We start from the raw sequence: 22,191 nt of genomic DNA, 5'->3' as shown, positions 1-22,191 counted from the left end.
GTGGCCCGCGTGGTGGAATGGTAGACACAGGAGACTTAAAATCTCCAGGCCGAAAGGCCGTGCCGGTTCGAGTCCGGCCGCGGGTACCAAATTCTTGTTCCGTTTGAGACAGACCCGGCGCTGGAAGGGCGAGGGCGGCGCCTTGGCCCCGAGTTTCCCGGTTGAAGCGGGCTTGAATCAGGCCCGATCTTGCGCCACATCAAGGTAAGGCACACAGGAACCGTTAAGGACGTTTCATGGCCAAAGACAGCAACACCCGGATTTTCCACACCGATGGAATCACCAAGGTCTACAAGACCGATGCGGTCGAAGTGCATGCCCTGCGCGGTGTGAATGTCGAGCTGTTCGCGGGTGAGCTGACTGTTCTGCTGGGCGCGTCGGGGTCGGGCAAGTCGACGCTTTTGAACATCCTGGGCGGGCTGGACAGCGCGACCGACGGGCAGGCCTGGTTCAAGGATCGTGACCTGACGGCGATGAACGAAAGCGGGTTGACGCGCTATCGCCGCGACCATGTCGGATTTGTGTTCCAGTTCTACAACCTGGTGCCCAGCCTGACCGCGCGTGAAAACGTGGCGCTGGTGACCGAGATCGCCAAGAACCCGATGACGCCCGAAGAGGCGCTGGAACGCGTCGGGCTCGACCACCGGATGGACCATTTCCCGGCGGAAATGTCGGGTGGCGAACAGCAGCGCGTGGCGATTGCCCGCGCGATTGCCAAGCGGCCCGAGGTGCTGCTGTGCGACGAACCCACCGGCGCGCTGGACAGCAACACCGGCGTGCAGGTGCTTGAGGCGTTGGACAAGATCAACACCGAATTGGGCACCACCACGGTCGTGATCACCCACAACGCGGGTATTCGCGAAATGGCGCATCGGGTGATCTATTTCGCCGATGGCAACATCAGCGAGGTCAAGCAGAACAAGACCCGCGTGCACCCCTCGGAAATCGAGTGGTGAACATGCGCGCGCTCGACAAGAAACTGGTGCGTGATATCGGGCGGCTCTGGGCGCAAAGTCTGGCGATTGCCGCCGTGCTGGCGACCGGCGTGATGATCATGGTCATGTCGTTCGGCACCCAGCGGTCGCTGATCGAAACCCGCGACACGTATTATGAGCGCAACCGCTTTGCCGATGTCTGGTCGTCCGCGTCCCGCGCGCCGATGTCGTTGGTGCCTGAAATTGCCGCCATCGAAGGCGTCAGCCGGGTCGAGGCGCGCATAAGCCAATTCGCCATTCTGGACATCGAAGGATTGGTGGAACCGGCTATGGGGCAGGTCCTGTCGCTGCCCACTACGTCTGATCCTTTGATGAACACGCCCAACCTGCGCGCGGGCCGCCTTCCGGCTGCCGGGCGGGCGAATGAGGTGATGGTGAACGAGACCTTCGCCCTGGCGAACGGCTTTACCCTTGGCGACCGGTTCGAAGTGACGCTGAACGGCCAAAAGCGCGAAGTGTCCATTGTCGGCACCGCGCTCAGCCCCGAATTCATCTATACGATCGGCCCGGGTGCCCTGATGCCCGACGATGAACGCTTTGGCATCCTGTGGATGGCCGAGGACGTGCTGGCGGCCGCCTTCAACCTGTCGGGCGCGTTCAATTCGGTCAGCCTGAACGTGACACGTGGCACCGAGTTGGCCCCGGTCAAGGACGCGCTGGAAACGCTTTTGAAACCCTATGGCGGCACCGGGCCGTATGGGCGCAAGGAACAGGTGTCGAACGCCTTTCTGGACGGTGAGCTGGAGCAGCTGGACGTGATGGCACGCATCGTGCCGCCGATCTTCCTGGTGATCTCGGCCTTCCTGGTGAACATGGTTCTGGGCCGCCTGATCGCGTTGGAGCGCGAGCAGATCGGGCTGTTCAAGGCGCTGGGCTATAGCGATTGGGAAATCTCGTGGCACTATGTGAAGCTTGCGATGGGGATCGGCGCGATCGGCATTCTGATGGGCTGGGGCTTTGGCATGTGGGCCGGACGTGGCATGGCGGTGCTGTATCAGGAGTTCTTCCACTTCCCGTACTTGGTGTTCGTGCAATACCCGGCGACCTATGCGATTTCGGCGCTGGCGGGGATGGCGGCAGCGGTGATCGGCGCGCTGGGCGCGGTGCGCCGGGTCGTGGCGCTGAAACCCGCAGTGGCGATGAGCCCTCCGGCACCGACACGGTTCCGCAAGGGGTTGCTGGACCGGGTGATCCGCCTGTTCCGCCCGCGCCAGACCACGATGATGATCATGCGTGCAATCGGGCGTTGGCCCCTGCGCGCGGCGCTGACCAGCCTGGGCATCGCGACCTCGGCGGCGGTGATGGTGGCGGCGATGTTCATGTTCGACGCGATGGATGAATTGCTGGACGTCAGTTTCGTGCAGATCAACCGTCAAGATGCGATTCTGGCTTTCGCGCTGGACCGGCCCGAAAGCGCGCTGGAGGATGTCGAGAACCTGCCAGGCGTCCTGGCCGCCGAAGGCAGTTGGAGCCTGGCCGCGCGGCTGTATCACGGCCATTTGACCCGTACCATTGGCGTCGAAGGACGGCGCGATGGCGATGACCTGAGCCGGGTGTTCGACGCCGAAACCAAGGTGCCGGTGCGCCCGGAACACGGCATCGTCCTGGCCCGGCGGCTGGCCAAGCACCTGGATGTGCAGGTGGGCGACGTGATCCAGGTTGAATTCCTGCAACTGGGCGACACGCGCCACGACGTTGTGGTCAGCGGCCTGGCGGGCCAGTATTTCGGCCTGTCGGCCTTCATGGAGATCGAAACGATGGGCCGTCTGGTCGGCATGGCGCCCCGGATCACCATGGCGAATGTCGAGATCGACGATGCCCACGCGCCCGCGCTGTTCGAGGCGGTAAAAAACGCCCCGGCGATCAGCGGCATCACCCTTTTGGCGCAGGTGCGCAAAAGCTTTGACGACACGATCGCGGAAAACGCGGGCATGACGACGACGATCAATAGCCTGCTGGCGGCGCTGATCGCGATCGGCGTGGTGTATAACTCGGCGCGCATCCAGCTGTCGGAACGCGCGCGCGAATTGGCGTCCTTGCGTATTCTGGGATTCACGCGGGGCGAAGTCAGCTACATTCTGTTGGGGGAGCTTTTGGCCCTGACCCTGGTAGCAATCCCGCTGGGCATGCTGATCGGGCGTGGACTGGCCGGCGCCATGGTGGCCAGTTTTGACAGTGATCTTTATTCCATCCCGCTGGTGATCACGCGGGATACCTATTTGCGGGCGGCGGCCGTGGTGGCCGTGGCCTCGATCATATCGGCGCTGATCGTGCGCCGCCGCATCGACCGGATGGACCTGGTCGCGGTGATGAAGACGAGGGAGTAACAAGATGGCTTCGTTTCGAAAGATCCTGACGGGGGCGGTCGCGGTGGCGGCGGTGGGCGGCATTGCCTGGGTTGCGCTGCAGCCCGAAGTGGTGCCGGTGGACTTGGCGAAAGTCGAGCGCGGCGCGCTGGAAGTCACCGTGAACGCCGATGGCGAAACGCGCATTCGCGACGTGTTTGATGTGACCGCGCCAGTGACGGGCCGGGTCCTGCGCAGCCCGGTGCAGATTGGCGATGTGGTGGTTGCGGACGACACGGTGGTGGCCCGCATCGAGCCGGGCGCGCCGGCATTCCTGGACGAAAGATCGCGCAGCCAGGCCGAGGCGGCCGTGGCACAGGCCGTGGCCGCGGTGTCGCTGGCCACGACGCAGATTTCGATCGCCGAAGCGGACCTGTCCTTTGCGCAGTCGCAACTGAGCCGGGTGCATGACCTGCACGAACGCGGCACGATCCCGCAAGCGCAGCTTGACCAGGCCGAGCTGGCCGTGGACGTGGCCGCCGCGCAGCTGGACAGCGCGCATGCCAGTTTCGACATGCGCGAGGCGGAACTGGCCGCTCAACGCGCGGTGCTGATCCAGCCCGGCGCGGGCGGGGGGGCGGTCAGCACCTCTTGCTGCATCGACATTCTTGCCCCGGCATCAGGGTCTGTCCTGAGCCTGGAGAACGAAAGCGCCCGCATGGTGATGGCAGGCTCGCAGATTCTGTCAATCGGGCGGCCCGGCGATCTTGAGATCACGGCCGATCTTCTGTCCACCGACGCGGTGCGGATCACGGCGGGCAACATGGCCTATGTCGAACGCTGGGGCGGGCCAGAGGCGCTGGAGGCCAAGGTGCGGGTGATTGAGCCAGCGGGCTTCACCAAGATCAGCGCGCTGGGCATCGAAGAGCAGCGGGTGAAGGTTCTTTTGGACTTCGTCACCCCCGAAGCCGAGCGCCCGGCGCTGGGCCACGGGTTCCGCGTATTCCTGCGCGTCGTGGAATGGCGCGGCGACGAGGTGCTGCGCCTGCCGATCAGCGCCTTGTTCCGCGAGAACGGCGATTGGGCCGTGTTCGTGGTCGAGGCGGGGCAAGCGGTGCTGCGCCCGGTCACGATAGGCCAGCGCAACACGGAATTTGCCGAGGTTTTGAGCGGGCTTGAGCCGGACGAAGTGGTCATCACCCATCCGGGTGACAAGATCAGCGACGGCGTTCTGGTTCTGGACCGTGAGGCGCTTTGAGCGGGCGCGATCCAGCGGTGTGGCTGCGCCACGCTTTATTCTGATTGGCGTTTCGCCTCGCGCGTCACGAAGGAATTGACAGGCGTGCGCAGCTACGCCAGTCTTTCGCCATCCGCAGCGATGGCGTCGCTGCCCGGGGTGCCTCATGCGCCCGTGGTCCGGAAATCACTGCCCTGCACGCCGGGGTTTTGGTTGGCCGGAGCGTATCCGGCCCTTTTCGAAAGGAGAGGCGGATGGAACGTCCCCAGTTTTTTGTATGCGAAAATGGTGAGAAGGCGGTGTTGCCGTTCTCGGACGCGGAATATGAGCGCCGTTTGGCAGAGCTGCGCGCGCTCATGGCTGTGCGCGGTGTCGAAGCGGCCGTGTTCACCTCGATGCACAATGTGGCCTATTATTCGGGCTTTCTGTATTGTTCGTTCGGGCGCCCCTATGCCTGTGTGGTGACCGCCGATCGGTGCACAACCATCAGCGCCAATATCGACGCGGGCCAGCCCTGGCGCCGGTCCTTTGGTGACAACGTGATCTATACCGATTGGGAGCGGAACAATTACTGGCGCGCGGTGAAGGACGTAATCGGTAAGGCCGAAACGGTCGGAATCGAGGCGGACCACATGACGCTGCTGCAGCGCGGGTTCATGGAGGACTTCCTGGGCGCCCGCGTCTTCAAGGACATCGCGCCCGACACGATGACCGCGCGTATGGTGAAAAGCGATGAAGAGATCGCGCTGATCCGCGAAGGCGCGCGCATTGCCGATGTCGGGGGCGCCGCCATTTACGCAGCCATTCGCGAAGGCGTGCGCGAGATCGACGTGGCGATGGCCGGTCGCGATGCCATGGAGCTGGAGATTGCCCGCGCCCATCCTGACAGCGAGCTGCGCGACAGCTGGGTCTGGTTCCAGTCCGGCATCAACACCGATGGTGCCCACAACCCGGTGACGACCCGCAAGCTGCAGATGGGCGATATCCTGAGCCTGAACACCTTTCCGATGATCTCGGGTTATTACACCGCGCTTGAACGCACGCTGTTTCTGGGCCAGCCCGACGCTGACAGCCTGCGGATCTGGCAGGCGAACGTGGACGCCCATGAGCTGGGCCTGAGCCTGATCAAGCCCGGTGCGACCTGCTCTGGCATCACCGCCGAGATCAACCGCTTCTTCGCCGACCAGGACCTGCTGCAATACCGCAGCTTTGGATACGGCCACAGCTTCGGTGTGCTCAGCCATTATTATGGCCGCGAGGCGGGGCTGGAACTGCGCGAAGATATCCATACCGAGCTGCAACCGGGCCATGTGGTCAGTATGGAACCGATGCTGTTCCTGCCCGAGGGCCTGCCGGGTGCCGGGGGCTACCGCGAACATGATATTCTGGTGGTGGGCGACGCTGGCGCCGAGAACATCACCGGCTTTCCCTATGGGCCGGAGCACAACATCATTGAAGCCTGACAAGGTGAAGCGCTGCGGGCCAAATGCATGGTCCCGCGGCGCGTTTCCGCACAAAACGACCGGCATTTCCGCATAAAAAAGAAAATGCTTATTGAAATCAGGCACGTCATCGTGTTGGCTGTAGTCTGATAAAAAAAGAAAAACATGACCAGGGGGGTCACTTGGCAGAAACTGCATCCAACGACGGGTTCGTCGTCTTCGATCGTGTCCAGAAAAGCTATGACGGGGTGAACCTGGTCGTGAAGGACCTGAACCTCTCAGTCGGGCGGGGCGAGTTTTTGACCATGCTGGGGCCGTCGGGCTCGGGAAAGACCACATGTCTGATGATGCTGGCCGGGTTTGAAACTGCAACCCACGGCGATATCCTTCTGGGTGGTAATCCAATCAACAACATTCCGCCGCACAAGCGCGGCATTGGCATGGTGTTCCAGAACTACGCTTTGTTCCCGCACATGACCGTGGCCGAAAACCTGGCGTTCCCGCTGGAAGTCCGCAAGATGGGCAAATCCGTGCGTGAAGAGAAGGTCAAACGCGCCCTTGACATGGTGCAGATGGGCGAGTTCGGCGGCCGCCGTCCGGCGCAACTGTCTGGTGGGCAGCAGCAGCGGATCGCCTTGGCGCGTGCGCTGGTGTTTGAACCCGAGCTGGTCTTGATGGACGAACCCCTGGGCGCGCTGGACAAGCAGTTGCGTGAGCACATGCAGTTCGAAATCACCCGCCTGGCGCATGAACTGGGCATCACCACTGTCTATGTCACCCATGACCAGACCGAGGCGCTGACCATGTCCGACAACGTCGCCGTGTTCGACGATGGCCGCATTCAGCAGCTGGCCCCGCCGGCGGATCTGTATGAGAAGCCGGAAAACAGCTTCGTTGCCCAATTCATTGGTGAAAACAACACCTTGGAAGGTGTCGTGACCGAGATGAAGGGCGATATTTGCACCGTGCAGCTGGACGACGGAGAGATTTTGGACGCCACGCCGGTCAACGTCTCGAAAGTGGGCGAGCGCACCAAGGTCTCGATCCGCCCCGAGCGGGTGGAATTCAGCAAGGACCGCCTGCAGGAAGGCGCGCATCTGCTCAAGGCCGAGGTTAAGGAATTCATCTATATGGGCGACGTGTTCCGCACCCGCCTGAAGGTCGCCGGCAACGATGAGTTTGTCATCAAGTCGCGCAACGCACCCGACCAGGTGCGCCTGGAGCCCGGTAACCAGATCGAAATCGGTTGGCTGCCCGAGGATTGTCGCGCCCTGGACGCGTGAGAATAGCCCGCATCCTGACAGGTGCGGGGTTCAAGGCCCCCGTGTTTCCGCCCGTGGCGCGGGGCCCATCACTCAAAAACGGGATGACTATTAGGGAGTTAAGAATGAAACCCACCAAGATCCTTTTGGCCACCACGGCCCTGGTTGCTGCCACCGGCGCGGCCAATGCTGATGGTCACATGGCCAACGAAATGACCCTTGTTTCCTGGGGTGGCGCCTATCAGGCCAGCCAGGTGAAAGCCTATGTCGAGCCCTACCTGGCGATGCACCCCGAAGTGAAAGTCATCTGGGACGAAAGCTCGGCCGAAGCGACCGCGAAGATGCGTGCGATGACCGAAGCGGGTAACGTGACCTGGGACCTGGTTGACGCCACTGCGTCGGACGCTATGCGCATGTGCGACGAAGGCCTTATCGAAGAACTGGACCATGACGCCGTTCTGGCTGCGGCCCCCGATGGCACTTCGGCCAGCGAAGACTTTGGCGATCTGATCGTGTCGGACTGCTTCGTGCCGCAGATCGTGTATTCGACCACGTTCGGCTACCGCACCGACATGGTGGGTGACACCGCGCCGACTTCGGTCTGCGCGATCTTCGACACCGACGCGTATCCGGGCAAGCGTGCGCTGCAGAAGCGCCCGATCGACAACATGGAATGGGCTCTGTTCTGTGACGGCGTGGCCAAGGATGACATTTATGACACGCTGAGCACCGACGAAGGTGTGGCGCAGGCGCTGGCCAAGCTCGACACGATCAAGTCGGACGTGGTCTGGTGGACCGCCGGTGCGGAAACGCCGCAGCTGCTGGCCGATGGCGAAGTCGTGTTCGGCTCGACCTTCAACGGTCGTCTGTTCTCGGCCATCGCCGAGCAGGACCAGCCGATTGGTATGCTGTGGGACATGCAGTCTTATGACCTGGACGGTTGGGTTGTACCCGCCGGTCTGTCCGAGGACCGCAAAGCGCGCGTGATGGACTTCCTCAAGTTCGCCACCGACACCCAGCGTCTGGCAGACCAGGCCAAGTTCATCTCCTACGGTCCCGCTCGTGCCTCCTCGGCGCCGCTGGTTGGCATGCATGCCACCCTGGGTATCGACATGGCGCCGCACATGCCGACCGATCCGGCCAATGCGACCAACGTCCACGTCTATGACTACGAATGGTGGGCCGACAACCGCGATGATCTGGACGCCAAGTTCCAGGCATGGCTGGCCAAGTAAGCCTTTGCTTTCGGGAGGGGCCTTCGGGCCCTTCCCACCCCATTTTTCAAGATCTTATTCGTTTGTCACTTTGACGATCTGCAACGAAAAACGACAGGGATGACATGAGCGACGCAACCACAGATGCAGCAACGGGCGGCCCGGTTTTGGCCGCAGACGGCACCCCGCTGAAACGCAGCCTGGCCCGTGCGCTGCGCCGCCAGAAATGGCGCGCCCTGATGCTGATCGCACCACTACTGACCTTCATCCTTCTGACTTTCATCCTGCCCGTGGCGGACATGCTGTTCCGCTCGGTGGAAAACAGCATCGTCGAGGAAACTTTGCCACGCACGGTCGTTGCATTGGCCGACTGGGATGCCGACAGCGGCGAGCTGCCCTCCGAGGCGGTATTCGCAGCCATGGCCGCCGATCTGAAGGAAGCCGCCACCGCCAAGACACACACCAAGGTTGGCGGGCGACTGAACTATGAATCCCCTGGCATTTCGTCGCTGTTTCGCAAGACCGGCCGCAAAGCCAAGAAATTCGATCTGGAGGCCGGAGGCCCTTGGAAGGAAGCCCTTATCGACATCAATGATGGCTGGGGTGAGCATGAGAACTGGCGCACGATCCTGACCTATTCCTCGACCTATACTGCCGGGTATTACCTGAACGCCATTGACATGCAGGTCGGCACCAACGGGGCCGAAATGCGCCCGGAAGATGAACGCATCTACATGAAGCTTCTCAAACGCACGCTGTGGATGTCATGCCTGATCACCTTTGCATGTATTGCGTTGGGATATCCGGTGGCGTGGTTGCTTGCCAACCTGCCGATGCGCACCGCCAACGTTTTGATGATCCTGGTGTTGCTGCCGTTCTGGACCTCGCTTCTGGTACGGACCTCGGCGTGGAAGATCCTGCTGCAACAACAGGGGGTGATCAACGACGTGCTCGTCTGGATTGGTCTGGTTGCCGACGAAAACCGCCTGGTGATGATCAACAACCAGTTTGGCACCATCGTGGCGATGACCCACATCCTGCTGCCGTTCATGATCCTGCCGATGTACTCGGTGATGCAGACCATCCCGCCCACCTATCTACGCGCGGCCAAAAGCCTGGGCGCGACCAACTGGACGGCGTTTTGGCGGGTATATTTTCCGCAGACGATCCCGGGCATCGGGGCGGGCAGTATTCTCGTCTTCATTTTGGCGATCGGGTATTACATCACCCCGGCGCTGGTTGGTGGCACAAAGGGCACGTTCATCTCGAACGAGATCGCTCGACACATTTCGTCCTCGCTCAACTGGGGCCTTGGCGCCGCATTGGGTGCCATTCTGCTGGTCGTCGTGCTGGGGCTCTACTGGGCCTATGACAAGATCGTCGGCATCGATAATGTGAAGTTGGGATAACGAACATGAGCAAGCTTCCCCCATATGCCACCACCGGCCAACGCGTCTGGTACTATGCGTTTCGCGTGATTTGCGGGCTGATCTTCTTCTTCCTGATCGCGCCGATCGTGGTGGTGATCCCGCTCAGCTTCAACGCGCAGGACTTCTTCACTTTCACACCCGAAATGCTGCGGCTGGACCCGGACGGGTATTCGCTCAAACATTACCGGGATTTTCTGACCAGTCCGGACTGGCAACAGGCGTTGTGGAATTCGGTGACGATTGCGCCAGTTGCGACGCTCTTGTCGGTGGGCTTCGGCACGCTGGCGGCGATTGGCTTGAGCCAACCGCACGTGCCTTTTCGCCGGGCAATCATGGCGATCCTGATATCGCCGATGATCGTTCCGCTGATCATCTCGGCGACTGGGATGTTCTTCTTCTATGCCCGTTTCGGACTGCAAGGCACCTACATCGGCGTGGTCCTGGCCCATGCCGCACTGGGTATTCCTTTCGTGATCATTACGGTGACAGCCACGCTTGTGGGCTTTGATCGTTCGCTGACGCGGGCGGCGGCGAACATGGGTGCCGACCCTGTGACCACGTTCTTTCGGGTGCAGATGCCGCTGATCCTCCCCGGTGTGATCTCGGGCGGGCTGTTTGCCTTCATCACTTCGTTTGACGAGGTGGTCGTGGTGCTGTTCGTCGGCTCAGCGGGGCAGAAAACACTGCCCTGGCAGATGTTCCTGGGACTGCGAGAACAGATCAGCCCGACCATCCTGGCGGTCGCGACGATCCTTGTGGCGATCTCGATTGTGTTGTTGACCACGGTCGAATTGCTGCGACGACGGTCCGAACGGTTGAGGGGCCTGTCCCCCGGTTGACGAAACGCGGCGCCTTCGGGCGCCGCTTTTTCTTTGCGAACCTGTTTTTTTGGAAGGGTTTGTTAACCAATATCCGCCATGTCGTACGGAAAGGTCTGGGACCGCCCTTGCAGCCCCCCGAACCGGGGACTAAGACTCTGTAAGGACCAATACGGTTACCCTTTGACGCGAACAGAGCAGGCAGGCGCATACATGTTTGACCCGATTGATAATCTTGAAAACAACCTCGTTCCCATGGTGGTCGAACAGACCTCGCGCGGTGAACGGGCCTATGACATCTTCTCGCGGCTCCTCAAGGAACGCATCATTTTCGTGAACGGGCCGATCCACGACGGCATGTCGACGCTGATCGTTGCCCAGCTTTTGCACCTTGAGGCGGAAAACCCCTCCAAGGAAATCTCTATGTACATCAATTCGCCCGGTGGCGTGGTGACGTCGGGCCTGTCGATCTATGACACGATGCAATACATCAAACCGCCGGTGTCCACGCTGGTGATCGGCCAGGCCGCGTCGATGGGGTCGGTCCTGTCGGTGGCGGGCGAACCGGGCATGCGTTTCTCGCTGCCGCATTCGCGTATCATGGTGCACCAGCCCTCGGGCGGCTACCAGGGCCAGGCGACGGACATCATGATCCATGCCGCCGAAACACAGAAGGTCAAGGACACGCTGCACCAGATCTATGTGAAGCATACTGGTCAGAAGCTGAAGGCGGTCGAAGCCGCGCTGGAGCGCGACAACTTCATGTCACCTCAGGAGGCGAAGGACTGGGGCCACATCGACGAGATCGTCGATCACCGCGCCAAAGACGGCGAATAACGCTGGTTGGCGGCGGCACACAGGGTGATTTATTTCGCATTGTGCCGCCTCTAGCCCTGTCTTAAGCTGTCCGCGCGGGGCACAAACGGGCCAATTTGGTCGAGAATTTGAACCGGGCACGGCCCGAGGGAACAGAACATGGCGAACAATTCCTCCGGTGACAGCAAGAACACCCTCTACTGCTCGTTCTGCGGAAAGAGCCAACATGAGGTGCGCAAGCTGATCGCGGGGCCGACTGTTTTCATCTGTGATGAATGCGTCGAGCTGTGCATGGACATCATCCGCGAGGAGACCAAGACCTCGGGGCTGAAAGCCGCGGATGGCGTGCCGACACCGCAGGAAATCTGCGATGTGCTGGACGATTACGTGATCGGTCAGGCCCATGCCAAACGGGTTCTGTCGGTCGCTGTGCACAACCACTACAAACGTCTGAACCACGCTGCCAAGGCGGGGGATGAGATCGAGCTGGCCAAGTCAAACATCATGCTGATCGGCCCCACAGGCTGCGGCAAGACGTTGCTGGCGCAAACGCTCGCGCGTATTCTGGATGTGCCGTTCACCATGGCCGACGCCACCACGCTGACCGAAGCCGGTTACGTGGGTGAGGACGTTGAAAACATCATCCTGAAACTGCTGCAGGCGTCCGAGTACAACGTCGAACGCGCGCAACGCGGCATCGTCTATATCGACGAGGTCGACAAGATTACCCGAAAGTCCGACAATCCCTCGATCACCCGCGACGTGTCGGGCGAAGGGGTTCAGCAGGCGCTGCTGAAGATCATGGAAGGCACCGTTGCCTCCGTGCCGCCGCAGGGCGGTCGCAAGCATCCGCAGCAGGAATTTCTGCAGGTGGACACGACGAACATCCTGTTCATCTGCGGCGGCGCTTTTGCCGGTCTGGACAAGATCATTGCGCAACGTGGCAAAGGCTCTGCAATGGGCTTTGGCGCTGATGTGCGTGATGAATCCGACAAAACTGTCGGGGAATACTTCAAGGATCTCGAGCCCGAGGATCTGCTGAAATTCGGCCTGATCCCGGAATTCGTTGGCCGTCTGCCGGTCATCGCAACGCTTGAGGATCTGGACGAAGACGCGCTTGTCACCATCCTGACCTCTCCGAAGAACGCCCTGGTGAAGCAATACCAGCGTCTGTTCGACATCGAGGACACACAGCTGACCTTCACCGAAGACGCCCTGTCCGCCATCGCCAAACGCGCCATCGAACGAAAGACCGGCGCGCGGGGCCTACGCTCGATCATGGAAGACATCCTGCTGGACACGATGTTCGACCTGCCGGGGTTGGAGAATGTCGACGAGGTCGTGGTGAACGAAGAAGCGGTCGGCGCTGATGCCAATCCGCTGATCATTTACGCTGACGCCGCTGCGGAAGGTGCTTCGGCCTGAATAGACCACCAGATGCAAACGAGGTCTCCGTTGGCGATAATCCCGCCGACCGGGCCGCTTGGCTCTGGACCTTCGCGCGCGCTTGCGCCATATGAGGTATGACTGAGACAGGAGGCATCCATGCGCTTACTTTCGCTTCTGACCTGGTGGCACGGGGAAACCCTGGGCACTTGGCTGTTCACCCGCCGCAAAGGCGTGAAGGTGGGCGAGGACGATCAGGGCAATGTCTTCTATCGCGACCGCGACGACAAACGTCGCTGGGTCATCTTCAACGGTGAACCCGAGGGCAGCCGCGTCAGCCCGGATTGGCATGGTTGGCTGCACCACACATTCGACGAATGCCCCGGCACCACTGCGTTGACCCACAAGACCTGGGAAAAGCCGCATGAGGTGAACCCGACCGGTTCTGCGCTGGCCTATGCGCCTGCTGGCTCGATGCGTCAGGCGCAGCCGACCGAGCGTCGGGACTATGAGGCTTGGCAGCCGGAATAAGACCGGAGGGGGCCATGGCATCGCACGCGACAGAGGTGATCACAGGGGGCATCGTGCTGGCAGGCGCGGTGGGCTTCTTCATGTATGCCAGCCAGATCGCGGGCTTTTCCGGGGCGGGGAGCAGCGATGTCTACTCCGCAAGTTTTCGCTCGGCCGAAGGCATTTCGATCGGCACAGACGTGCGTCTGGCAGGCGTTAAAGTGGGCACCGTCACCGATATGGTGCTGAACCCCACAACCTTCCGCGCCGATGCATCCTTCAGCGTTCAATCCGACATCCCACTGCCCGAAGACACAGCGGTGATCGTCGCCTCCGAGGGCCTGCTGGGCGGCTCGTTTGTTGAGCTGTTGCCGGGCGGATCGCCGTTCAACCTGGAACCGGGGGCCGAGATCGAGGACACGCAAAGCTCGATCAGTGTGGTGAACCTTTTGATGAAATTCGTGTCCGGCGGGGACGAGGAATGATCCGCGTCGCGGTCCTTGCTTTGGCCCTTGTTGCAAGCCCGGCTGTCGCTCAGGAACCTGCCACTGTAGGCACCGGCGCCAACCTGCGCGGGTTGGACAAGCATGCGGGCACAACCCATGATATGACGTTGGCAATTGGTGAAACTGCCGCCTTGGGCTGGTTGCAGGTGACCCTGGGCGACTGCCGATACCCGAACGACAACCCGTCGGGCGACGCCTATGCTTGGCTGGTAATCCGCGAAGGCAATGCCGAGACGCCCCTTTTCGAAGGCTGGATGATCGCGTCCTCTCCAGCACTGAGCGCGCTGGACCATTCGCGCTATGACGTCTGGGTTTTGCGCTGCACGACAGAGTGAACGCCGGGCAGGGCGCAAGCAGTGATATCTGCCATCCGCTCCAGCGCCTGTGACAGCATGTCGTGATATTGGGCACGCGGGATTTCAACGCCCCCCAAGCTGGCAAGGTGTTCGGTCAGAAACTGCGTGTCGAACAAGGTAAATCCAGTCTGTGTAAGATGGGCCACCAGGTAGGCCAGTGCAATCTTGGATGCATCGCGTCGACGCGAGAACATGCTTTCGCCGAAAAACGCCCGCCCCAGAGAAACGCCATAGACGCCGCCAACCAATGCCGCACCGTCCCAAAGCTCCAACGAATGGGCGTGGCCCATGTCGTGCAACTGCGCATAGAGATCGAAAATTGTGTCGTTGATCCAGGTCTCGTCCCGATCGGCGCAGCCTTCGACCACGCCCGCGAAATCGCGGTTCAGTGTGACCTTGAACGGCTCTTGCAGGATGCGCTTGCGCAAGGATCGAGACAGGCGAAAGCCGTCCAACGGCAGCACACCGCGCTGTTCCGGGTCCACCCAGAACACACGCGGGTCGTCGCGACTTTCGGCCATCGGAAACACGCCCATCGCATAGGCGCGCAAAAGCAGGTCGGCGGTCAGGTCGGGCTGGGCCAAAGCGGCCCTTAGCCCATGTTGTCATCCAGCCAGCGTTCCAGCCAGTGGATGTCATAGTCGCCGGTGTGAATGGCGGTTTCTTCCAGCAGCGCGCTGAACAGCGGCACCGTGGTGTCGATCCCGTCCACGATCAGCTCTCCCAACGCCCGGTTCAGGCGCGCCAGCGCCTCGGGCCGGTCGCGGCCATGCACGATCAGTTTGCCGATCAGGCTGTCGTAATAAGGCGGGATCGAATAACCGTCGTAAAGCGCCGAATCCACCCGCACACCCAGCCCGCCGGGGGCGTGATACTGGGTGATCTTGCCCGGGCAGGGAGAGAAATTGGGAAGTTTTTCAGCGTTGATACGGATTTCAATCGCGTGGCCATGCAGCTCCAGTTCGTCCTGGGTGAAGGACATCGGCAGGCCTTCGGCCACCCGGATCTGTTCACGCACCAAGTCGACGCCGAAGATCGCCTCGGTCACCGGGTGTTCAACCTGAAGCCGTGTGTTCATTTCGATGAAAAAGAACTCGCCGTCCTCATAGAGAAATTCGATCGTACCCGCGCCGATATAGTCGATGCCGGCCACGGCGTCGGCGCAGACTTTGCCGATCTGATCGCGCAGTTCGGGGGTGATGACGGGGCCGGGGGCCTCCTCGAACACCTTCTGGTGGCGGCGCTGCAGCGAACAATCCCGTTCGCCCAAATGCACCGCTGTGCCCTTGCCATCGCCGAACACCTGCACCTCGATATGGCGCGGCTTGCCCAGGTATTTCTCAATGTAAACCTCGTCATTGCCGAAGTTCACCTTGCCTTCGGAGCGCGCGGTCTTGAAGGCCATTTCCAGATCATCGGCGGTTTGGGCAAGCTTCATGCCCTTGCCGCCACCACCGGCGGTTGCCTTGATGATGACGGGATAGCCGATGCCTTCGCACACCTTGCGGGCGGTCTCCAGATCCGGCACGCCACCGTCCGAACCGGGCACGCAGGGCACGCCCAACTTCTTCATCGTGTCCTTGGCGGTGATCTTGTCGCCCATGATGCGGATATGCGCGGCACTGGGGCCGATGAAGGTGATTTCGTGGTCTTCCAGCGCCTGCACGAAGGTCGCGTTTTCGGACAGGAAGCCATAGCCGGGGTGAACCGCCTGGGCGCCAGTGATTTCACAGGCGGCGATGATCGCAGGGATCGAAAGGTAGCTTTCGGTGCCCGGCGGCGGGCCGATGCAGACGCTTTCGTCGGCCATACGCACATGCATGGCATCGACATCAGCGGTGGAGTGCACCGCGACCGTCTTGATCCCCATTTCACGCGCCGCGCGGATGACGCGCAGGGCGATCTCTCCGCGGTTGGCAATCAGGATTTTTTCGAACATGGGACCGCCCTTATTCGATGATCATCAAGGGCGCGCCAAACTCGACCGGGGCGCCGTCTTCGATCAGAATGCGCTTCACCGTTCCGCCTTTGGGGGCCGGGATCTGGTTCATCGTTTTCATCGCTTCGACGATCAGAAGGGTCTGGCCTTCCTCGACCTTGTCGCCGACCTTCACGAAGGCGGGCGTGTCGGGTTCTGCTTGAAGGTATACGGTGCCCACCATCGGCGAGGGCACGGCGCCGGGATGTGCTGCGGGATCGTCACTTGAGGCGGCTGCGGTGGCCGGGGCAGCAGCGGCCGGGGCGGCAGGGGCTGCGGCAACAGCGACCGGCGCGGCGGCGACCTGGGCCACGACTTCTTTCGCACGGCTGACGCGGACGTTCAGCGTATCGTTCTCGCCATAGTCCCGCATGACCTCCAATTCGGTCAGGTCGTTCTCCTCAAGCAACTTTGCCAGTGCCTTGATGAAGGCCACATCGTTGTCGTGCGATTTTTTCGTCATGCCATCCTCGACCTATAACTGCCCGGTCTTTGTGCGGGCCTTTGAAGCTTTACCGCTTATAGGCCGGGCAGGAAGGGGAGAAAAGCTCCAGTTGCGGCAATTTTGCCTTTGACAGGGTCAAGGCGTCGAATAATCAGGCTGCGTCCGGTGTTGGTTTGGCATCATAAGGCTGCTCAAGCTGCGCCACGGCCACCCGTTCGGCAGGTTTTTTCTCCGTAACCTCTGACGGTGGCGGCGCCTCATCGGGGCGGGCCTTGGCCTCTGGCGCAGGGTCACGGGCTTTTACGCCATCCGCGTTGGCCGCCTGGTTGCGTTTGGCTTCCATGCGCGCAATCGCAGCCTGCAGGTCCGCTTCCACCTCAAGTGCTGTCATCTCGAAGGTGGGCGGTGGCCCGGTGGGCACCTCTTTGCCCTGACGCGCGTCTTGCAAGTCGCGCGCGGCGCCGGCGGTATCGTTCTGCTGCTTTGATCGCGTGTCCGCCTGTGCCTGGTCCGAGTGCCGGCTTTCGTCGATCTTCGGAACGTCAGGAGGTGTGCGTGTCGGCATCTGGGCCGCCACAGAGGCGTGCCCCCCGAAGGGCGATGTTCCCGAGATTTCCATTTTCCCGTGCTCCTATTACTGACAGGAGCCCCCACGGACACTCACACTAGATGGCGAAGGTGAACCGGGCGTTAACGCCCGGGAAAATCGCAAGAATTGGTTAATGCGGGGTGAGCGTGGCGCGGAACATGTGGTCCAGGAAGCGGGCCGCATCGGCAAAGTGGCTGTCGCCCTCAGGGGCCAGTATACCGCGCACCTGCACGTCAAAATCGGCGTAATGCTGCGTCGTGGCCCAGATCGAAAAGATCAGGTGATAGGGATCGACCGACGCCAGGTGACCCTGGTCGGACCAACTGCGGATCACCTGGGCCTTTTCATCGACTAATGTCTTCAACGGGCCTTCGATCTGGTCCAGGATGCGTGGTGCGCCCTGCACGATTTCATTGGCGAACAGCCGGCTTTCGCGCGGCAGATCGCGCGCCATGTCCAGTTTGCGCAGCACATAGGCGATGATTTCCTCGATCGGATCGCCCTCGGCATTCAGGGCCTCAAGCGGCTCCAGCCAATTGGTCATCAAACCGGACAGAAGCTCGACGTGAATTGCCTCTTTCGACGGAAAATAATACAACAGGTTTGGCTTGGACAGGCCCGCCGCTTTGGCGATCTGATCCAGCGTGGCCCCGCGAAAGCCGTGGCGGGAAAACACCTCAAGCGCCGCTTCGAGGATCGTTCCCCGGTTCCGTTCCTGAATCCGCGTACGCGGCCGCGCGTTGGCCATAGTTATCCCCTTGCCCACTGCCGCGAATGTGCCTGTTTTTCAGGGAAATTTCAACATCTCGCTACAGCGGCATGCCGGAAAACTTCGCCACCAGTTCGGGCAGTTTTCGCGCGCCGAACTTCTCAAGAAGTCGCGCGCGATGGGCTTCGACCGTGCGATAGGACAGATCCAGAGCCAGGCCAATTTCCTTTGAGGTCAGCCCCTGACAGGTCAGGATCGCAACCTCACGTTCGCGTGGCGTCAGTTCGACAACCGGACGTTCCGACGACAGGTCAACAAAGCTCCAGACACCGCGTTTGAACGGGTCGTCCGGGGTCAGGCTTTGCCCGCGCACCCGGCACCAGAACAGCGCGCCATCCAGCCGCCGCATCACCCGTTCGTCCTCATAGCGCCCGGTTTCACGCAGGATCTGCGCCCCGCGCGCGCCGATCTGTTCATAGTCCTGGCTGGACGGATACAGTCGGGCCAGCGGCGTGTTGGCAAAATGCTCGGGCGTGTCGCCGAATACCTCGCCAAAGCGCAGGTTGGCGCGTTTCACGATCCGATCTTCGGTCAACGCCAGCCCGATCGGGGCGTGGGTAAAGGCAAGGTCCGAGCTTTCCATGACGCCACTGTGCCCCGTGCGGCTGCGTATTTCTACCCGATTGCGCCCAAGCAGTGCGCCTGTGATGCTGAAACGAGGCAAAAAGGGAGCTTTCGCATGGTGCATATCGTCGGCTGGGGTCACACACAATTTGGCAAACTGGCCGAAATGGGGCTGGAAGATCTGATCGTCGCTGCGGGGGGCGAGGCATTGGAACACGCGCGCGTCGCACCGGGCGAGGTCGACGGCATCTGGCTGGGTCATTTCAACGGCGGCATGGTGGGTGACGGCTTTGCCTCCTCTCTGGCGCTGGGGATTGACGACGCGCTTCGTTTCACCCCGGCCACGCGGGTTGAGAACGCCTGTGCGTCGGGGGCGGCGGCGATCTTTGCGGCGCGTGACGCGATTGACAGCGGGCGCGCGCGCATCGCCCTGGTGATCGGGGCCGAGAAGATGACCCATCTGCCCACCGCCGAGGTCGCCAAGGGGTTGGGCCACGCGTCCTATCAGGCCGAAGAGGCCGGGCTGAGCTTCCCCCAGGTCTTTGCCGGGTTCGCGCGGGCGTATTATGACAAATGGGGCGACCAGACCGGGACGCTGGCGCGCATCGCCTCGAAAAACCACGCCAACGCGATGAACAACCCCTTGGCGCAATTGCACAAACCACTTCCCGTTGCGTTTTGCGAGGAGGTCAGTGAGCGCAACCCGATGGTCGCCGATCCGCTGAAGGTCACCGATTGTTCGCTGGTCTCGGACGGGGCGGCGGCGCTGGTTCTGGTTGCTGACGATCTGGCCGCCGCGATGCCGCAGGCGGTGCACTTGCGCGCCAGCGCACAAGTGAACGATTTCCTGCCCATGTCGCGGCGCGACCTGACGGCTTTTGAGGGGCCGAAGCGCGCGATGGCGCAGGCGCTGGCCTCTGCCGGGATGACGCTGGATGATCTGGACGTGGCCGAGGTGCACGATTGTTTCACCATTGCCGAGTTGATGATTTATGAGGCGATGGGCCTGACCGCCCCGGGGCAGGGCATGCGCGCATTGGACGAAGGGCTTGTGATGCCCGGCGGCAAGTTGCCGGTGAACATGTCGGGCGGGTTGAAGGCCAAGGGCCACCCGGTCGGCGCCACCGGCGTGTCGATGCATGTGCTGATCGCGCGCCAGGTCAGCGGCACGGCGGATGCGATGCAGGTGCCGGGGGCCGCGACCGGGCTTGTGTTCAACATGGGCGGTTCGGGCGTTGCCTCCTATGCCAGCGTGCTGGAGGCGGTGCGATGAACATCGCCCATTGGCTGGCCCGCGTCGCGCAGACACAAGGCGAGCGCCCGGCGCTGTTTCTGGGCGACCGGATGGTGGCGGATTACGCCGTGTTTCACCAACGCGCCGCCGGTCTGGCGGGGGCATTGAGAGCCGCTGGAGTGAAGCCCGGCGACCGGGTGGCGATGTTCATGAAAAACTGCCCGGACTACCTGATCGCCTTTTTCGGCATCTGGACGGCGGGCGCCGCCGTGGTGCCCATCAACGCGAAACTGCACCCGAAAGAGGCTGCTTTCATCCTGGACAATTCCGGCGCCAGCCTGGCCCTTGTCACGCCAGAGCTGGGCGCGGGGCTGGCCGAGGTCAGTGATGTGGCACTTCTAGACGTGACCAGCGACGATTTCGCCCGCATGTGCGCGGATGACCCGCTTGAGGTGGTCGCGCGCGATCCCGACGATCTGGCCTGGCTGTTCTATACCTCTGGCACCACCGGGCGGCCCAAGGGCGTGTTTATCAGCCACGGCATGATGACCGCGACGTCGCTGACCTACCTTGTCGACGTTGATGAGGTCAGCCCGGACGATGCCGCCTTCTATATGGCGCCGATGAGCCACGGGGCGGGGATGTATGCGCCGGTTCATGTGCTCAAGGCTGCGCGTCATATCTGCCCGATCTCGGGCGGGTTTGACGAAACTGAACTGTTGGATGCTGCCGAAGCACAGGGGCCGCTGTCGATGTTCATGGCGCCCACGATGGTGCGCCGCTTTACCGATGTCGCCAAGGCCGCCGGGCGGCGCGGTGCGGGGATCAAGACCATCGTTTACGGCGGCGGGCCGATGTATCTGGCCGATATCGTCGACGCAGTCGACTGGTTCGGCCCGCGTTTCGTACAGATCTATGGCCAGGGTGAATGCCCGATGGCGATCACCGCCTTGTCGCGCGGCGATGTGGCGGACCGTAGCCACCCGCGCTGGCAGGACCGTCTGGCCTCGGTCGGGCGGGCGCAAAGTGTGGTCGAGGTCGCGATCGAAGGTGCGAAGAAACCGGGCGACGTAGGTGAGATTATGGTGCGCGGGCATCCTGTCATGCCGTCCTATTGGCAGAACGACACCGCCAGCGCCAAGACGCTGGTGAATGGCTGGCTGATGACCGGCGATATGGGGTTTCTGGACGACGACGGATACCTGACCTTGCGCGATCGCTCAAAAGACGTGATCATTTCGGGTGGCACGAACATCTATCCGCGCGAGGTGGAAGAGGCCCTGCTGACCCATCCCGGTGTGCGCGAGGTGTCGGTGATCGGGCGACCAGAACCGGAATGGGGCGAAGACGTGGTGGCCTTCGTCCTGCGCGACGAAAATGGGCCGAGCGAGGCAGATCTGGACGCGCACTGCCTTACACAAATCGCACGTTTCAAGCGGCCCAAAGCCTATTTTTGGGTCTCGGAATTACCAAAAAACAACTATGGCAAGGTTTTGAAGACAGAATTGCGCCAGAGGCTGGAGGAAATGGAGAAATGACCGATCTGACCGGAAAAACTGCCCTTGTCACAGGGTCTGTGCAAGGTATTGGCTTGGCGATTGCCGAAGCGCTTGCGGGTGCGGGTGCGCGGATCGCTGTACATGGGTTGGCGGGCGACATGCAGGTGCGCGAGGTGTGTGAAAAGCTTGAGAAGGCTGGCGCGCCCGAGGCCGAGTTTTTCGGCGGCGACCTGCGTCACCCGGACCGAATTGCCGACATGATGGACGCGGTCGCGGCCTGGGGTGGGGCGGACATTCTGGTCAACAACGCAGGTATCCAGCACACGGCAGCCTTGGCCGACATGCCGCGCGACACCTGGGACGCGATCCTGAATGTGAACCTGTCCGCCGCGTTCCACACGATGCAGGCCGCGATGCCGGGCATGGCCAAGCGCGGCTATGGCCGGGTGGTGAACATCGCGTCGGTGCATGGATTGGTCGCCTCAAAGCACAAGGCGCCGTATGTGGCGGCCAAGTTCGGCCTGGTCGGGCTGAGCCGTGTCGCGGCGCTGGAGTATGCCAACGCGGGCACCAAAGCGCAGGGCGGTGTGACGGTGAACTGCATCGCGCCGGGCTGGACCGAAACCGCGATCATCGAACCGCAGGTGCAGGCGCGCGCCGAGGCCTTCGGCGGTGACCGCGACAAGGGCATCGCTGACCTTTTGTCGGAAAAACAGCCCAGCCAGCGCACCTCGGACCCTGCCGAGATCGGCGCGCTGGCCTTGTGGCTCTGCGACCCGATTGCTCATAACGTGACCGGCACCACCATCCCAATCGATGGTGGCTGGACGGCGCAATAAGCTCGGATCGGACGTCA

The 22,191-nt window shown here is 61.8% G+C and carries 21 protein-coding genes, 1 tRNA gene and 1 pseudogene; 17 read left to right on the top strand and 6 right to left on the bottom strand.

Annotated features, from left to right (window positions below; translation table 11 throughout):
• Positions 1-3: 3 nt before the first annotated feature.
• From MN188_RS06495 to MN188_RS06430, 14 genes and pseudogenes are all read left to right on the top strand, one after another.
• A tRNA-Leu gene (locus MN188_RS06495) sits at positions 4-89 on the top strand.
• Positions 90-236: 147 nt separating this feature from the next.
• The gene (locus tag MN188_RS06490; RefSeq protein ID WP_242106768.1) at positions 237-956 is read left to right on the top strand and encodes an ABC transporter ATP-binding protein; all 720 of its coding nucleotides are present in this window, start codon (positions 237-239) and stop codon (positions 954-956) included.
• A 2-nt stretch (positions 957-958) separates the two neighbouring features.
• Positions 959-3,322: an ABC transporter permease gene (locus MN188_RS06485; RefSeq protein ID WP_242106767.1), complete on the top strand. Its 2,364-nt coding sequence runs from the start codon at positions 959-961 to the stop codon at positions 3,320-3,322.
• Positions 3,323-3,326: 4 nt separating this feature from the next.
• Positions 3,327-4,538 carry an efflux RND transporter periplasmic adaptor subunit gene (locus MN188_RS06480; RefSeq protein WP_242106766.1) on the top strand — a complete coding sequence of 404 codons (1,212 nt, stop codon included), beginning with the start codon at positions 3,327-3,329 and terminating at the stop codon, positions 4,536-4,538.
• Positions 4,539-4,771: 233 nt separating this feature from the next.
• A complete protein-coding gene (locus MN188_RS06475) occupies positions 4,772-5,980 on the top strand; it encodes an aminopeptidase P family protein (RefSeq protein ID WP_242106765.1) in 1,209 nt (402 codons plus the stop codon).
• A 161-nt stretch (positions 5,981-6,141) separates the two neighbouring features.
• Positions 6,142-7,242 (top strand): ABC transporter ATP-binding protein, encoded by a 1,101-nt coding sequence (locus MN188_RS06470; RefSeq protein WP_242106764.1) that lies wholly within the window; start codon positions 6,142-6,144, stop codon positions 7,240-7,242.
• Between the two features lie 104 nt (positions 7,243-7,346).
• The gene (locus MN188_RS06465; RefSeq protein ID WP_242106763.1) at positions 7,347-8,456 is read left to right on the top strand and encodes an extracellular solute-binding protein; all 1,110 of its coding nucleotides are present in this window, start codon (positions 7,347-7,349) and stop codon (positions 8,454-8,456) included.
• Between the two features lie 104 nt (positions 8,457-8,560).
• A complete protein-coding gene (locus MN188_RS06460; protein ID WP_242106762.1) occupies positions 8,561-9,844 on the top strand; it encodes an ABC transporter permease in 1,284 nt (427 codons plus the stop codon).
• Positions 9,845-9,858: 14 nt separating this feature from the next.
• Positions 9,859-10,704 (top strand): annotated as a pseudogene (locus MN188_RS06455) (ABC transporter permease); the annotation flags it as partial.
• A 192-nt stretch (positions 10,705-10,896) separates the two neighbouring features.
• On the top strand, positions 10,897-11,520 hold the full coding sequence (locus MN188_RS06450; RefSeq protein WP_242106760.1) for an ATP-dependent Clp protease proteolytic subunit: 624 nt from the start codon (positions 10,897-10,899) through the stop codon (positions 11,518-11,520).
• 138 nt (positions 11,521-11,658) lie between these two features.
• Positions 11,659-12,924 (top strand): ATP-dependent Clp protease ATP-binding subunit ClpX, encoded by a 1,266-nt coding sequence (clpX, locus tag MN188_RS06445; protein ID WP_242106759.1) that lies wholly within the window; start codon positions 11,659-11,661, stop codon positions 12,922-12,924.
• 120 nt (positions 12,925-13,044) lie between these two features.
• Positions 13,045-13,416 carry an NADH:ubiquinone oxidoreductase subunit NDUFA12 gene (locus MN188_RS06440; RefSeq protein ID WP_242106758.1) on the top strand — a complete coding sequence of 124 codons (372 nt, stop codon included), beginning with the start codon at positions 13,045-13,047 and terminating at the stop codon, positions 13,414-13,416.
• A gap of 14 nt (positions 13,417-13,430) precedes the next feature.
• Positions 13,431-13,880 carry an outer membrane lipid asymmetry maintenance protein MlaD gene (gene mlaD, locus MN188_RS06435; protein WP_242106757.1) on the top strand — a complete coding sequence of 150 codons (450 nt, stop codon included), beginning with the start codon at positions 13,431-13,433 and terminating at the stop codon, positions 13,878-13,880.
• The gene (locus tag MN188_RS06430) at positions 13,877-14,236 is read left to right on the top strand and encodes a DUF2155 domain-containing protein (protein ID WP_242106756.1); all 360 of its coding nucleotides are present in this window, start codon (positions 13,877-13,879) and stop codon (positions 14,234-14,236) included. The genes mlaD and MN188_RS06430 overlap by 4 nt, the downstream gene beginning before the upstream one ends.
• Here the strand turns inward: MN188_RS06430 and aat are convergent.
• The 6 genes from aat to MN188_RS06400 all read right to left on the bottom strand — a co-directional run bounded on the left by aat (position 14,200) and on the right by MN188_RS06400 (position 18,621).
• Positions 14,200-14,841 carry a leucyl/phenylalanyl-tRNA--protein transferase gene (gene aat, locus MN188_RS06425; protein ID WP_275116086.1) on the bottom strand — a complete coding sequence of 214 codons (642 nt, stop codon included), beginning with the start codon at positions 14,839-14,841 and terminating at the stop codon, positions 14,200-14,202. The genes MN188_RS06430 and aat overlap by 37 nt on opposite strands.
• Before the next feature lie 8 nt (positions 14,842-14,849).
• A complete protein-coding gene (gene accC / locus MN188_RS06420) occupies positions 14,850-16,196 on the bottom strand; it encodes an acetyl-CoA carboxylase biotin carboxylase subunit (RefSeq protein ID WP_242106755.1) in 1,347 nt (448 codons plus the stop codon).
• Positions 16,197-16,206: 10 nt separating this feature from the next.
• Positions 16,207-16,698, bottom strand: coding sequence for an acetyl-CoA carboxylase biotin carboxyl carrier protein (gene accB, locus MN188_RS06415; protein WP_242106754.1), 492 nt, complete (start codon positions 16,696-16,698; stop codon positions 16,207-16,209).
• Between the two features lie 133 nt (positions 16,699-16,831).
• Positions 16,832-17,299: a hypothetical protein gene (locus tag MN188_RS06410; RefSeq protein WP_242106753.1), complete on the bottom strand. Its 468-nt coding sequence runs from the start codon at positions 17,297-17,299 to the stop codon at positions 16,832-16,834.
• Positions 17,300-17,399: 100 nt separating this feature from the next.
• Positions 17,400-18,017 carry a TetR family transcriptional regulator C-terminal domain-containing protein gene (locus MN188_RS06405; protein WP_242106752.1) on the bottom strand — a complete coding sequence of 206 codons (618 nt, stop codon included), beginning with the start codon at positions 18,015-18,017 and terminating at the stop codon, positions 17,400-17,402.
• A gap of 61 nt (positions 18,018-18,078) precedes the next feature.
• The gene (locus MN188_RS06400) at positions 18,079-18,621 is read right to left on the bottom strand and encodes a LuxR C-terminal-related transcriptional regulator (RefSeq protein ID WP_242106751.1); all 543 of its coding nucleotides are present in this window, start codon (positions 18,619-18,621) and stop codon (positions 18,079-18,081) included.
• A gap of 96 nt (positions 18,622-18,717) precedes the next feature.
• Here MN188_RS06400 and MN188_RS06395 point away from each other — a divergent pair, with 96 nt between their 5' ends.
• The 3 genes from MN188_RS06395 to MN188_RS06385 are packed head-to-tail and all read left to right on the top strand — an operon-like array spanning position 18,718 to position 22,174.
• Positions 18,718-19,875 carry a thiolase domain-containing protein gene (locus MN188_RS06395; RefSeq protein WP_242106750.1) on the top strand — a complete coding sequence of 386 codons (1,158 nt, stop codon included), beginning with the start codon at positions 18,718-18,720 and terminating at the stop codon, positions 19,873-19,875.
• Positions 19,872-21,374, top strand: coding sequence for an AMP-binding protein (locus tag MN188_RS06390; protein ID WP_242106749.1), 1,503 nt, complete (start codon positions 19,872-19,874; stop codon positions 21,372-21,374). The genes MN188_RS06395 and MN188_RS06390 overlap by 4 nt, the downstream gene beginning before the upstream one ends.
• Positions 21,371-22,174: a 3-hydroxybutyrate dehydrogenase gene (locus MN188_RS06385; RefSeq protein ID WP_242106748.1), complete on the top strand. Its 804-nt coding sequence runs from the start codon at positions 21,371-21,373 to the stop codon at positions 22,172-22,174. The genes MN188_RS06390 and MN188_RS06385 overlap by 4 nt, the downstream gene beginning before the upstream one ends.
• Positions 22,175-22,191 lie beyond the last annotated feature (17 nt).

It is taken from the genome of Aliiroseovarius subalbicans (assembly GCF_022678625.1).
Lineage (GTDB): Bacteria > Pseudomonadota > Alphaproteobacteria > Rhodobacterales > Rhodobacteraceae > Aliiroseovarius_A > Aliiroseovarius_A subalbicans.
This window is presented reverse-complemented; position numbering and strand designations above follow the sequence as displayed.